The sequence below is a fragment of the Enterobacter cloacae complex sp. P42RS genome (assembly GCF_014930595.1).
In the GTDB taxonomy this organism is placed as follows: Bacteria; Pseudomonadota; Gammaproteobacteria; order Enterobacterales; family Enterobacteriaceae; genus Enterobacter; species Enterobacter bugandensis.
Map to the genome: position 1 here is coordinate 51,017 of NZ_JADBRK010000016.1, position 13,030 is coordinate 64,046.

Below are 13,030 nucleotides of genomic sequence, written 5' to 3' on the forward strand. Positions count from 1 at the left end.
TGATCCTGATTGTGTGTGTCAGTACTCAGTGGTTTTTGCTAACGATTTAAAAACCTGGCTGCTCTCCGGGCTGGTGGTGCTCCGCCAGTGGATAACGCCAGGGGTGGTGGCCAGTTCAAACGGCTCGTCGGCATGTGCGCGATTCAGAATTCGCGCCGCGCGCCAGGCCATCAGGCTGAGCTGGGGTTCGGCAATGCCGAGACGGTGCATCCCGGCGTTCACGGCGAAAAGGCGGTTGCTCTGCGGACCGTCCCATTCGAGGGTGAAATCGTTGTTAATGCAGAACGCTTCGTCCGCATCCAGATGCAGGCGGTGAGACAGCGGCGCGAGGAACGCGGGCTGCACGGCGCGGTAGCCGGTGGCGAAAATCACCACGTCGCTCTCCAGCTGCTCGTGGCCGCCGTCGAGGTGATGCTGAATGCTCAGGCGATGTCCGGTTTCCTGACGCGTCAGGGCCGTCACCGAGCGGGACGGCATCAGGTGCGCCCAGGGTTTTTCACGCAGCACTTCGAAGCGGTGATACATGGCGCGGTAAATCGCCAGCAGGGACTCGGTGGTGATGCCGTCGGAGGTCATCTTCTGCTCGTGCAGCATCTGACGACGCGCCTCTTCACCGAGCGTGGAGAAGCTGTCCACATACTCCGGCGTGAAATACTCGTTAGCAAAGGCGGCTTCATCCAGCGCGTTGTAGTTGTTGCGGCGCGAGACCCAGTTCAGGCTCAGCGGCTGGCCCCATTCGCCGCGGAAAATATTCAGGAACAGGTCGGCGCCGCTCTGGCCGCCGCCGACGACGGTAACGCGCTTGCCGGCGAGATCCGGCGTGCGCAGCATCATCTCGCTGGCGTGGAAGCAGGTATCGTCCTGCACCGTGACGCAGTCAGGCAGGTTGATCTGTTTGCCAATCCCCACACAGACGTGGCGCGCGAGGAAGCGGTCGCGCTGGGTCACGACCTCAAACAGGCCGCGTTGCTCATCAAAGCTCACCTGCTGAACCTGCTGGCTGAAGGCGAGGTTGGTGAGGTTATCCGCCGCCCAACACAGGTAGTCCGCAAACTCTTCGCGGGAAACCGTGCGCTGCTCGGTGGTCAGGAAGCGGTAGAACTTTTTGCGCTGCACCAGGTAGTTCAGAAAGCTGTGGCGGTTGGTCGGCTCCACGGCGCTGACCAGATCCTTCAGGAAGCTGGTCTGCATGTGGCAGTCCGGCACCATCATGCCCGGGTGCCATGAGAAGTGCGGTTTACGCTCAAGGAACAGCGAGCTAAAGCCGTCCAGACCTTCTGCGAGGGCGGCGACGCTGAGGTTAAACGGGCCAATACCAATGCCGATGAAATCATAGGTTTTCATTGCGCGGACTCCCGGGAGGCCAGAAAAAGAGGGTTATCAAGATCGGTAACGTAGTTCGGCAGCATGCGGCTGCCGCCGTCGTGTTCGGAGAAGGTCAGTTTGACCGGGTTGAGGATCACGCGAATAATCTGCGGCTTAAACAGATCGAATTTCGCAAAGCGCTCCGCAAGCTCCGGGTGCGCGGCCATATAGCGGTGCAGCACCCCGACGAGGATCTGATAGAAGCGGTTTTCGCTCACGCCGCTTTGCAGCGTGAGGCGCGAAATAAAGCGCAGCACCGTCACAAAGTTGCCGGTCTGCAGGTCGTGAATGATGTAATCCGCGCTCAGGCGCGCCGTCACCGCTTTTACCTGCTCCGGCAGGCTCTGCGCCTGCGGGAAATCCTCGTCCACCAGGCGCATATCGCCCTGGAAATCCTTCAGCAGGATGCGCTGCGGGACGTAGTGCTTCATCACCAGCGTCACGTTCTGGCCGTGGGCAATCAGCGCCACGCCGTAGCGGCAGAGCAGGTGGTAGAACGGGATCACCGTTGCCTCAAACAGCTTTTCCAGCCACGCGTCGGCGCTTAACCCCGAGCGCGTGATCCACGCGTCGATCAGCGGACGTCCGGCGTTGTCGGTTTCCATTAGCGCCGCCATCAGCACCGCCTGTTCGCCATCCTGTAAATAGCAGGATGGGTTCTCGCGCCAGATCACGCCCAGCATCTCCTGGTAGCGGTAGGGCGCTTTCGGCAGCGCCGCGTAGCCCGGATGCGACAGATACCCGGCGGCGGGTTCGCCCAGCACCTGCGCGCCAGAGCGGATCAGCGTGGCGTCAGCGGCGAACTGCTGCTGCAGCCAGCGCGAGGCCAGAGGACCGGCGGCAATGTACTTGCCCGGAATGCCGCGATAGCAGGAGGTGTTGTAGATGGTCAGCGGCAGCTTGATGTCATACGGCGCGCGACGGCTGGCGTTGGTGAGCGTGCGCAGGGACTGCTGGGCCAGGTACTCATCGCCAAACTCGCCCAGCTCAACCATTTCACCGCGCGCCAGTTGAGCAAGGAAATGAATGGCAATTTTTTGCTGCCACTGCCACGGGTGCAGCGGCACGGGCAGCCAGCCGTCGTCGAGACCCAGCGCTTGCCAGCGAGCGTCAAACCGGGCGCGCTCGGCATCGTCCATGGTGCTGGCCAGCAGAGCGTGAATGTCGCAATCGGCGTCGCTGCTCCAGACCAGATGTTCACGCTGGACGGCGACCCAGTGCAGGCGGAAGCGCCCGCGGTATTCCGGCGCGTACTGGCGCAGCGCGTCCAGACCCCAGCCGCGGCGGCCTTTGTTGAAAATAAACTTCGGGTGGCCGCTCATCAGACACTGTAATTCGTCCGGGTCGAGGTGGATCAGCGCGTCCGCGTCCAGGGCTTCACGCGCCTGCAGCAGCTGCATGTCGCCGCGCAGCGTGGCGTAGAGATCTTCCATGTGCTCCGCCGTTTGCGCGTCGCTCATCTCCAGCACCGTCGCCAGCTGCAGCAGCGCGCTTTCCGCTTCCACGGCGGCGCCGCTGGCGGCGGTCAGGCTGTCCGGGTCGATATGCAGCCAGCCCCAGATCCCGCGCGCGGCGCGAAACTGCCAGCACTCGTTGCCCATGGCGATGCGCCAGCCGTCCGATGAAACCGGCTCAGCGCGCAGGGTGCGTTCGTATTCCAGCTCCGCGAGGATCTTTGCCACCATCTCGCGGTTCACTTTCTGCCAGAGCGCGTTCACAGGCCCACCTCACTGAAGAAGCGGTGACGCTGGCTCATGATGAGGCGCGAGCGCTTGTGCGGGAAGTCGAACTCTTTCACCGTGTCGAAACCGGCGGAGGCCAGATGGCGGAACAGGCGCTGGTTGTCGAAGCGCGGCTCGGCCACGATGCGCGCGGTGCGCGGTTCATCGAGATACAGATAGTGGCTCAGGCCGCGCAGCCAGCTGCGGATATACTGCGCGCCGCGCCAGTTTTCTTCGCCCACCAGCATGTGCAGCCCGCGGTCAAACGGCTGCCAGCGGTAGTGACGGCCAATGCGGTCTTCTGCCGCCCAGTAGAGTTCAAAATAGCCAAACGGCTGGTCGTCGAAGCAGCCGATAACCGGGTAGCAGTAGGTCGAGTCAAGCTGGCGTCGCAGGTAGTTTTCCTGCTCGGCCTGCGGGCCCGCCATCTCCCAGAAGGCGTTCACGCGCGGGTTATTCATCCAGCGGGTAAAACGCTCGCGGTCCAGCGCCACGTCGGCCACGCGGAAGCTCAAAGTGCGCTTGATTTGCGGATCGTAACGGCGATACACCTCGCCCTGCGGGCGACGAGGACGCAGCGGGAAGTACAGCTGGCGGCTCTCATCAAACTGCATCCCGCCGCTTGCCTGCGGACGTTCGCCTTGCAGCCACAGCGGCAGCTGCCAGAAGGTTTCTCGCGCCAGATAATCCCCGTGGGCCTGGCTAAACAGCGCCTGCGCCTGGGGTTCATCCTGCCAGTCCGCCCACGGCAGGGTAATGCCGGTCAGGGCCGGCGCGGCAACAAACAGCTGATCGAGGGCTTCCACCAGCCAGCCGTCCGGGATCCCGGTAAGACGCTCCAGCACCGCGCTGCCGTCAAGACCCAGCGTCAGCGGCAGGTTTTGTTCCGTTGCGGTGCAGCGAAAGCCGTAGCCGGAATGGACGATATTCGCGATGGCCATCACGCCTTCTCCTTGTAAAACGGGTTGCTAAAGTCGAAATAGATCACCGCCGGATCGACGATGGTGTTCTCATTGCGATCGTGCAGGTAGCAGAAGAAGTTGCCTTTGCAGTTCCAGGTCGGGCTGTCGAGCACGTAGTCGAGGCAGCGGGTCTGCTTCGCCGTCGTGCGCAGCCCGGCCAGCGCGTCACGCACGCGGGACATCAGGTGCTCTTCGCTGTCGAAACCGGCGGCGGCGAGAGCGGCGGTGACCGCAAGGGTGGAGTTCAGCAGCAGGTAATAAGGGAAGTAGCGCAGCAGCTGGCTTTCACCGAAGCGGTTTTCCACGTCGGTTTCGCCCGCCTCTTTCAGCCACGCGTCGGCCCCTTCGGTCCAGGCGCTGCCCTGGCAGTCGCGGTAGATCAGCCCGACGGGGAAATCCTGCTGCATCTCAACGAGGATATTTTGCTGGTGTGCCAGCAGCACCAGACCGTAGTCCGCCTCGGCGCTGAACAGCGGAAGCAACACGCGGTCGCAGTAGGCGTCCAGCCAGCAGCGGGCGGCCTGGGCGAGCGGTAAATCCAGACGCTGGCTAAGACGGCGCACCGCTGCGGCCAGCAGGCTGTCACCGCCGTCAGGCGCGGCCTGGGTCAGGCTGACCAGCACGTTGGTCTGGGTGTCTGGCGTATCGAACAGCAGGTTAACGCGCAGGGCCATCAGGCTCTCTTCCTGAACGACGCCGCTTTCATCACGCAGTCCCGCCCAGCCGTCTTCCTGCATCACGCGCATGGTCGGGTAGCGGGCCTGTAAATCTTGCCAGCGTTCTGTTTTCGCCAGCCGCGCCAGGCGCATACCGCGCTTAACCTCTTTGACCGACAGCGTGCGCACGGAGTTGGTCAGGCGCACGCTGAGGGAGAATTTGATCATGTCGCTGTTGGTTTCGCTGTACAACGAGCGTGAGGAGCTGGTGGGCAGCCACTGTGCGCCCGCTTCACCAAGGTCCTGTAATGAACCGTTTGCCGCCAGACGCTGACACCAGTCCTGCTCCAGCAGATAGTCGGCCTGCCACGGATGCATCGGCAGCAGCCAGCGGGTGTCGGTGAAGTGGCCGAGCAGAACGGGCGCGCTCTGGGCGGCGAAGCGCAGCAGACGCTCGCGCAGAGATACGTTCAGGCTGTCGCCGGCAACGAGCGTGCTCTCTACGGCAAACCAGCGCAGCGGGAAGCGGGAGCCGAAATCCGGCAGATACCGGCGCGCCTCGGTTTCGTTGAACGGCTCGTGGGATTTTGGCGCAGGGTGAAACGCGTGGCCCACCAGCAGCGCCTGTTCCGCTTCGGCAAACGTCAGCGGCTTGTCGCGTAGCGTTGCCCAGCCGTGACGCAAATCAATCGCCTGCCAGGTATGGGTATGGCTTTCCAGCGCGCGCTGTTTAAAACGCGTCAGCGTATCGGCATCCAGTGAGCCTTTTACTGAGGGTTTTTCAAGAATTAAATCAATCAGTTGAGTGAAAGTGACGGCGTCACCACTGTCGCTATCGCTCTGAATAAGCGTTGCCGGGAAACGGTACTGATGGTGCTGGGTTGGGGAGAAATAGCGTACCGGAACCCGAAGGGCCTGGGAGGAAGAGAGTGGAATATGAATGTGCGCTAACTCATCCGCTGCAGCTGCGGGGAGATAGCGCCAGTCCTTCGTTTCGCGTAACAGGGCGTTTAAAAAACACTGGGCTGCAACGTCTGTACCGGCAGAGCGGGGCAGAGCACGCATAGATGTACCTCATTCCATGACTGATAATAATTCTCGTTATGATATTCATTCTGTTTACAGTCGCAACTATTTTTGCAATATTTGTTTTCATTAACTTCATAATTTCCACACATTTATTGACACTATGTTCACATTCTCATGCGCGCTGATTCTGAAACGTTGACCGAAAGCATCACCTCCAAAGCCAACTGGCCCCTGGCGCTCTGCGCGGGCCTGCTGGGCATCGGGCAAAACGGTTTGCTGGTCATGCTTCCGCAGCTGGTGACCCTGACCGGATTTTCACTCTCGGTCTGGGCCGGGCTGCTGATGTTCGGCTCCATGCTTTTTTTACCCGCGTCCCCCTGGTGGGGACGCCAGAGCGAGCGCCGCGGCTGTAAGGTCGTTATGGTGGCCTCTCTCAGCGGCTATCTCGCCAGCTTTGGCGTCATGGCGCTGGTGGTGTGGGCGATGGCGGCAGGGAGGCTGGAAAGCACCTGGGGGCTGGCGGGGCTGATCCTCTCGCGTCTGCTGTATGGCCTGACGGTGTCGGGCATGGTGCCTGCCGCGCAGACGTGGGCCATTCAGCGTACGGGCCTGGATAAACGCATGGCGGCGCTGGCAACCATCAGTTCCGGCCTCAGCTGCGGCCGCCTGCTGGGGCCTCCGCTGGCGGCGCTGATGCTCAGCGTTAACCCGGTCGCGCCGCTCTGGCTGATGGCGATCGCGCCGTTAATCGCTCTGCTGCTGGTGCTGCGCGAGGTGGCGGATCCGCCGCTGCCGCCGGTGGCACACCAGGCGACCCGTCTGCAGATGTCCATGCTGCCGTTCCTGCTGCTGGCGATGCTGCTCGCGGCGCTGGTGAGCCTGATGCAGCTCGGCCTGTCACCGCACCTCAGCCCCTTGCTGGACGGCAACGCCCGGGATATCAGCCATCATGTTGCGCTCCTGCTGAGCCTGGCCGCGCTGGCTACGCTCGCGGCGCAGTTCCTGGTGGTTCGTCCGCAGCATTTCAGCCCGCTGACCCTGCTTTGCATGGCGGCGGTGCTGATGGTGGCTGGGCTGGCGCTAATGTGTATCGCCGAACTGGCGCTGTTCTACGTGGGGATTGCTATCACTTCGCTCGGCGCGGCAATGGCAACGCCGGGCTATCAGCTGCTGCTGAACGATCGCCTGACCACGGGGAAGGGGGCGGGCGCTATTGCGACCAGCCACACGCTGGGCTATGGCGTCAGCGCGCTGCTGGTGCCCGTCGTGACGCGCTTTTTCGGCGAACACTATTTAACGACGGCGGCCTTTGGCATGGCAGCGCTGTTTTTAGCGCTGAGCATCGGGGTACGGTTAACCGAGCGTACCCATGTCGAAAAAAATTAATGGACGTGGTGGGGTGAAGGGCCGCCAGCGCCCTCATTTTGCCGCAGGCGCTGGAGCGGATCCTGCTGATAAAACTGGCTGAAACGCTGCCACAGCGCCGGGAAACGGGGCGCGAAGAGTTCGGGGGCGCTGAAGAAGTACTCCGAGAGCACCGCAAAGCACTCGGCGGGGTCAGTTGCTGCATACGCATCAATGCTGGCCGCGCTTTCGCCCACCAGATCGATCTCATCCTGGATGTTATCCATTGCCGCATGCAGGTCGTGCTCCCATCCTGCGACTTCACGTAGCGGAATAAAAGGCACGCCGCTGGCGCGATCGCCGTTGCGGGTATCAAGCTTATGCGCCACCTCGTGAATAATCAGATTAAAGCCTGAGGCGTCGAACGAGTCCTGAATGTCGAGCCAGTTGAGGATAATTGGCCCCTGCTGCCAGCTTTGCCCGGACTGCACCACCCGCTGGTTGTGTACCAGCCCGATATCATCCTCCCACTCGTCATCGACGACGAACGGTGCAGGATAAATCAGCACTTCATGAAAACCGTCCAGCCACTCAATGCCGAGTTCCAGCACCGGCAGGCAGAAAAGCAGGGCGATGCGGGCGTTTTTCATCGGATCCAGCTCGAACCCCTGCAGCGGCACCAGGCGTTTTTGCTGCAAAAAACGATCCGCCATCTGAACCAGTTTCGATTGTTCATCCGGCTTAAGATTCGCCAGAACAGGGATCGCCAGCGCGTCATCCCACGGCAGCGCCATATCCCGGCCAGCCTCATTCGTTTTCCAGGGCCACTTAATCATCGCTTTGCTCGCAAACTCGTCACTTGAACACAAAGGGGAACGTTATCATTGCAACACTTACAGCCCGAATAAACTATCATTTCGTACGTAGCGGTGGGTAGCGCTTTGCAGGCATCACCTTCATTTTGTGACGTCTGTCGTAGCCTTTATCTGCAGGTGGGGTGAATAAATCAGTACGGTATTGAAAAGATGAGCGATTTCAAAGGCAACAAGCAGGACCTGCCCAGTCGGCTGTGTGTGCACTGCCAGCGGCCCATGACGTGGCGCAAAAAATGGGCGAAATGCTGGGATGAGGTCAAATACTGTTCTGAGCGTTGTCGCAGGAGCCACCGTTGACCGAGCTGCGTCTAATCCTGGGCGATCAGCTTAATCCGCATCACAGCTGGTTTGATACCGGCAACCCAAACGTCATTTACGTGATGCTGGAGCTGCGGGCGGAAACCGCATACGTGCTGCATCATGCCCAGAAAGTTATCGCTATCTTCGCGGCCATGCGCGCGTTTGCCTCAGCGTTGAAAGAGAAGGGGCATCGGGTGAGGTATGTCCGGCTCTCTGACGGTTCAAACCGCGGCGCGCTGGAAGAGAATCTCAACGCGCTTGTTACGCATTACAGCGCCGGAAGGGTGTTGTGGCAGGAGCCCGACGAATGGCGTCTTGATGCGCAGCTGCAGGCGTGGGCGAAAACAGCGTCCGTCGAAACAGCCTGCGTCAGCAGCGAGCATTTTTTCACCCCCCGGGACGCGGTAAGCGCGTTTTTTACGTCGCGTAAAAGCTGGCGAATGGAATACTTTTATCGGGAAATTCGCCGTCGGCACGGGATTCTCTTGACCTCTGAAGGCGAGCCGGAAGGGGGGAAATGGAATTATGATGCTGAAAACCGCAGGCGCTGGTCCGGCGAGCCGCCCGCACCGGGTGACTCGCGCCCCCGCCACGATCGTTCAGCCTTGTGGGCAGAGATCCAACGCTGCGGCGTAAAGACCTTCGGCGAACCGCAGGCCGACAATTTTCGCTGGCCGCTCAACCGTTCGGAAGCCAAAGCCAGTCTGGATGCGTTTATTTCTCACGTGCTCCCGCAGTTTGGAAACTGGCAGGATGCGATGCACGCGGAGGAACCTTTTCTTTTTCATTCGTTAATTTCTTTTGCGCTGAATACCAAAATGCTTAATCCCCGGGAAGTGGTGGCCGCCGCCCGGCAGGCATGGCGTTCTGGCCACGCGCCGCTGCCTGCCGTTGAAGGGTTTATCCGACAAATTCTCGGCTGGCGGGAGTACGTGCGCGGGATCTACTGGTCGCAAATGCCGGGCTATCGCGAGCTGAATGCCCTGGAGCAGCACGCCCCGCTGCCGGACTGGTTCTGGACGGGCAAAACGCAGATGCGCTGCCTGGCGCATGCCGTTGGGCAATCGCTTACCGAGGCTTACGCCCACCATATCCAGCGCCTGATGGTGATCGGGAACTTTAGTCTGCTCAGCGGCCTGTCACCCCAGGCGGTTCATGAGTGGTATCTGGGGGTCTATATTGATGCGTTTGAATGGGTGGAACTGCCCAATACTCTCGGCATGAGCCAGTTTGGCGATGGCGGGTTACTGGCCAGTAAGCCCTATGTCTCAAGCGCATCCTACATTCATAAGATGAGTAATTACTGTCAGGGATGTCGGTACCAGCACAACCAGCGCACCGGAGAGCTGGCGTGCCCGTTCAATGCCCTCTACTGGGATTTCTTTGCGCGCAACCGGTCGCGCCTCGGTAACAATCCCCGCCTGGGCATTGTCTATAAACAGCTTGCGGATATGAAGGAAGAGGAACGGCAGGCGATTGCTGACCAGGCCGGGCGCATTCGCCTCAATCTCAACGACCTCTGACCTGTTTCAACATCGCGCCGGTTGCGGAAGGTCAATAAGACGCTATTATTTTTGACTTTGTTGCTTTCCCTGAAAGGACATCCAGACGCTATGCCCGTGAATTTCGACCTTAACGATCTCTATGCCTTCAGGGCGTTAGTGGAATACGGTAACTTCCGTGTCGCCGCTGAATCAATCTGCATATCCCAGTCGGCGCTGAGCCGCAGAATCGAAAAGCTGGAAGCCGCGCTGGGAACCAGGCTGTTTGACCGAACCACCCGCCGCGTCGCCCTGACGCTATACGGGCAAAACTTTGCTGAACGCTCAGCACAGCTGCTCGACAACGTAGAATCAATGCTGGCGGATGTCGATAAGGCCAGTGAAGAGCGGACGGGGCTGATTACGGTCGCCGCGGTACCTTCCGCCGCCTGTTACTTTATGCCTGATGTGATCCGTCGCTTTCAGTCCCGCTTTCCGCGCGTTCGCATTAAGCTCATCGACAGCAGCGCGGGGAATGTGATTGACGCCGTGGCCCGAAGCCAGGCGGATTTTGGCATCTGCTTTGCGGGAAACTTGCCGTCTGAAATTGAATTTTTCCCGCTGGTGGAGGATGTCTACGTTGTGGCGTGCAGAAAGGACCACCCGCTGGCGCAGAAGAGCCACCTGACCTGGCAGGCGTTTTACCAGCAGGACTATATCTCCCTCGATAAAACGTCGGGGAACCGCAACCTGCTGGATCGGATGCTGGGGGATATCATTCCCGAGCGCCCCAGCGTCTGCGAAACGCGCCACGTCACCACGATGCTCGGTATGGTAGAGGCGGGGATCGGCATTGCCGCCGTTCCCGCCATGTCGATGCCGACGTCAGAGTACACGCCGCTGACGCATCTGCCGCTGGTGGCGCCGGAAGTGAAACGCACCGTGGGGCTTATCCGGCGCCGGGGGCGCATCCAGTCTTATATCGCGGCTGAACTGGAAAAAGAGATCACCGAGCGGTATCGCCGGACGTAACGGGGATCATCCCCGTCTTCTCGATGACGGCGCGTGAGGGCGGTGAGGCGAGATAGGTCAGCAGCGCTTTCCCCTCGTCAGGATGTTCTGCGTGACGGGTAACTGCACCCGCGAAGCGCGTGATGTACTGCAGATTATCCGGGATTTTACCGATAAAAGTGACGCCCTGAACCGGCAGCAGCTCGCTCACCTGCTGGAAGCCCACGGCGTATTTCCCTTTTGCCACTTCCGAAGCAACCGGAATGCGTTCGACCATCGTTGCTTTAGCTGCCGCCTCCTTTTCAATCCCTAGTTTCTTGAACAACGTCTGGCTGACATACCTGCCGCTGGCGCTGTCTGAGTAGGCGATGGAGCTGGCCTGAAGCAGCGCGTTACGTAGCGTCACCTCGCTGCTGATATCAGGGACATCCGCCCCTTTTTTCACCACCATTCCGACGGGGGAGTCCGCAAGTTCAGTTCGCGAACCCGGCTGGGTCTGGCTGGTTTTTTCGAGCTTCGCCAGCGCATCGCCCACCATAATCACCACGTCGGCTTTCTCGCCGCGCGCGAGCCGGTTTGGGATCGCCTGCGGCGTAGCGCCCATTGACGGACCGGGAATAATCACGATGGTATCGCCGGTCTGGCGTTCATATTCCGGTGCCAGCTTTTCAAGGGCGGCTTTGAAACCGCCTGAAATCATCACTTTCACCTCCTGAGCGCAGGCATTGGCGCTCAGGAACGTCAGCATCAGCGCGGTGGCGGCATAACGAGAAGTGCGAGTCATGCTGCCCCCTGCGACTTAACGGTGTTTTGCACCGATACCGCGCGACGACGGTAGAGGTAGAGGGTTGCCAGCAGGGCACACACCGCGGCGAAGCTCATCCAGTAGCCCGGCGAGGCTTTGTCACCGGTGTATTCAATCAGCGCGGTGGACATCACCGGGGTAAAGCCGCCGAAGACCGCCGTTGCGAGGCTGTAAGCCAGCGAGAAGCCCGCCACGCGGACTTCAGCGGGCATAATTTCCGTCAGCGCCGGGATCATCGCCCCGTTATACAGCCCGTACAGGAAGGAGAGCCACAGCAGGACGCTCAGCATCATGGAGAAGCTTGGCGCGTCAGCCAGCAGCGTCAGGGCCGGATAGCTGCTGGCCAGCGCCAGCAGGGTCATGGCAATCAGCACCGGTTTACGCCCGAAGCGGTCCGACAGCGCGCCGCCCACCGGCAGCCAGATGAAGTTAGAGATCGCCACCAGCAGCGTGACCAGCAGGCTGTCCGAGGCGCTCAGCATCAGCACTTTTTTGCCGAAGGTTGGCGCGTAGACGGTGATCAGGTAGAACGCGGTGGTGGTCATCGCCACCATCAGCATGCCCGCGACCACCACCTGCCAGTTGCCAAGCAGCGTTTTAAAGACCTGACGCATCTCAAGATGATGGCGGCGCGCGCTGAACTCTTCCGTCTCCTCCAGCTTGCGGCGCAGGAAAAAGATAAACGGCACGATTAAACAGCCGAACAGGAACGGGATGCGCCAGCCCCATTCACGAATGGCGCTCTCTTCCATCAGCGCGTTCAGGGCAAAGCCCATCGCCGCGGCGACCATAATGGCAACCTGCTGACTGCCGGACTGCCAGCTGGTATAGAACCCTTTGCGGCCCGGCGTGGCGATTTCAGCGAGATAGACCGAGACGCCTCCAAGCTCCGCACCGGCGGAAAAGCCCTGCAGCAGACGGCCCGTCAGTACCAGCAACGGTGCCCAAAGCCCGATGCTTTGATAGGACGGGATCAGCACGATCAGGAAGGTGCCTGCCGCCATGATGGAAAGCGTCACGATCAGCCCTTTGCGGCGACCCACCTTGTCAATATAAGCCCCCAGCACAATGGCCCCGACTGGACGCATCAAAAAGCCCGCGCCGAAGACGGCAAAGGTCATCATCAGCGAGGCAAATTCACTGCTCGCCGGGAAGAACGTGTGGGCGATGTAGGTGGCGTAGATGCCGAAAAGAAAGAAATCGAATTGCTCAAGAAAGTTGCCGGACGTCACGCGAAGTATTGCGCCCGCCTTAGAGCGTACGGTTGCAGGTGAGGTTGAGGAAAACATGGTTATCTCCAGTTTATTGTTGACGTTTTACGCGTCTGTTTCTGAAAACTGGATCAGGATGAGGAATTAGATAAGCGCAAATGCCGCATCGACTTATGCGTTTCTTGCATGAATATAATCCGGCGAACAAATACAATTAACGGCAACAATAACTTAACAAAATATTGGCTTTTTATTCACCAATATTCTGTA

11 protein-coding genes are annotated in these 13,030 nt (G+C 60.1%); 4 read left to right on the plus strand and 7 right to left on the minus strand.

What is annotated here, in order from left to right; translation table 11 throughout:
- Positions 1-18: 18 nt before the first annotated feature.
- The 4 genes from IM314_RS17220 to IM314_RS17235 are packed head-to-tail and all read right to left on the minus strand — an operon-like array spanning position 19 to position 5,769.
- A complete protein-coding gene (locus IM314_RS17220) occupies positions 19-1,344 on the minus strand; it encodes a lysine N(6)-hydroxylase/L-ornithine N(5)-oxygenase family protein (RefSeq protein ID WP_166711639.1) in 1,326 nt (441 codons plus the stop codon).
- Positions 1,341-3,083: an aerobactin synthase IucC gene (iucC, locus tag IM314_RS17225; protein WP_370529580.1), complete on the minus strand. Its 1,743-nt coding sequence runs from the start codon at positions 3,081-3,083 to the stop codon at positions 1,341-1,343. The genes IM314_RS17220 and iucC overlap by 4 nt, the downstream gene beginning before the upstream one ends.
- Positions 3,080-4,027 (minus strand): GNAT family N-acetyltransferase, encoded by a 948-nt coding sequence (locus tag IM314_RS17230; protein ID WP_193358757.1) that lies wholly within the window; start codon positions 4,025-4,027, stop codon positions 3,080-3,082. The genes iucC and IM314_RS17230 overlap by 4 nt, the downstream gene beginning before the upstream one ends.
- Entirely contained in the window at positions 4,027-5,769 is a 1,743-nt protein-coding gene (locus IM314_RS17235) for an IucA/IucC family siderophore biosynthesis protein (RefSeq protein WP_193358756.1), read from the minus strand. Before IM314_RS17235 ends, IM314_RS17230 begins: the two co-directional genes overlap by 1 nt.
- Positions 5,770-5,907: 138 nt before the next feature.
- Between IM314_RS17235 and IM314_RS17240 the strand changes: the two genes are divergently transcribed.
- Positions 5,908-7,119: an MFS transporter gene (locus IM314_RS17240; protein ID WP_193358755.1), complete on the plus strand. Its 1,212-nt coding sequence runs from the start codon at positions 5,908-5,910 to the stop codon at positions 7,117-7,119.
- Here IM314_RS17240 and mtfA read toward each other — a convergent pair.
- Complete coding sequence (gene mtfA, locus IM314_RS17245; protein WP_193358754.1) at positions 7,116-7,913, minus strand: DgsA anti-repressor MtfA; 798 nt, start codon at positions 7,911-7,913, stop codon at positions 7,116-7,118. The two genes, IM314_RS17240 and mtfA, sit on opposite strands and share 4 nt — an antisense overlap.
- A 189-nt stretch (positions 7,914-8,102) precedes the next feature.
- Here mtfA and IM314_RS17250 point away from each other — a divergent pair, with 189 nt between their 5' ends.
- From IM314_RS17250 to IM314_RS17260, 3 genes are all read left to right on the plus strand, one after another.
- Positions 8,103-8,249 (plus strand): DUF2256 domain-containing protein, encoded by a 147-nt coding sequence (locus IM314_RS17250; protein ID WP_072001212.1) that lies wholly within the window; start codon positions 8,103-8,105, stop codon positions 8,247-8,249.
- Positions 8,246-9,775, plus strand: coding sequence for a cryptochrome/photolyase family protein (locus tag IM314_RS17255; RefSeq protein WP_193358753.1), 1,530 nt, complete (start codon positions 8,246-8,248; stop codon positions 9,773-9,775). The genes IM314_RS17250 and IM314_RS17255 overlap by 4 nt, the downstream gene beginning before the upstream one ends.
- Positions 9,776-9,865: 90 nt before the next feature.
- The gene (locus IM314_RS17260; RefSeq protein WP_028013727.1) at positions 9,866-10,765 is read left to right on the plus strand and encodes a LysR family transcriptional regulator; all 900 of its coding nucleotides are present in this window, start codon (positions 9,866-9,868) and stop codon (positions 10,763-10,765) included.
- On the opposite strand, the gene IM314_RS17265 is transcribed toward IM314_RS17260, so the two are convergent.
- Together IM314_RS17265 and IM314_RS17270 are read right to left on the minus strand one after the other, a co-directional pair.
- Complete coding sequence (locus IM314_RS17265) at positions 10,740-11,528, minus strand: substrate-binding domain-containing protein (RefSeq protein WP_193358752.1); 789 nt, start codon at positions 11,526-11,528, stop codon at positions 10,740-10,742. The two genes, IM314_RS17260 and IM314_RS17265, sit on opposite strands and share 26 nt — an antisense overlap.
- Positions 11,525-12,838, minus strand: coding sequence for an MFS transporter (locus IM314_RS17270; protein WP_193358751.1), 1,314 nt, complete (start codon positions 12,836-12,838; stop codon positions 11,525-11,527). The genes IM314_RS17265 and IM314_RS17270 overlap by 4 nt, the downstream gene beginning before the upstream one ends.
- Positions 12,839-13,030: the final 192 nt, after the last annotated feature.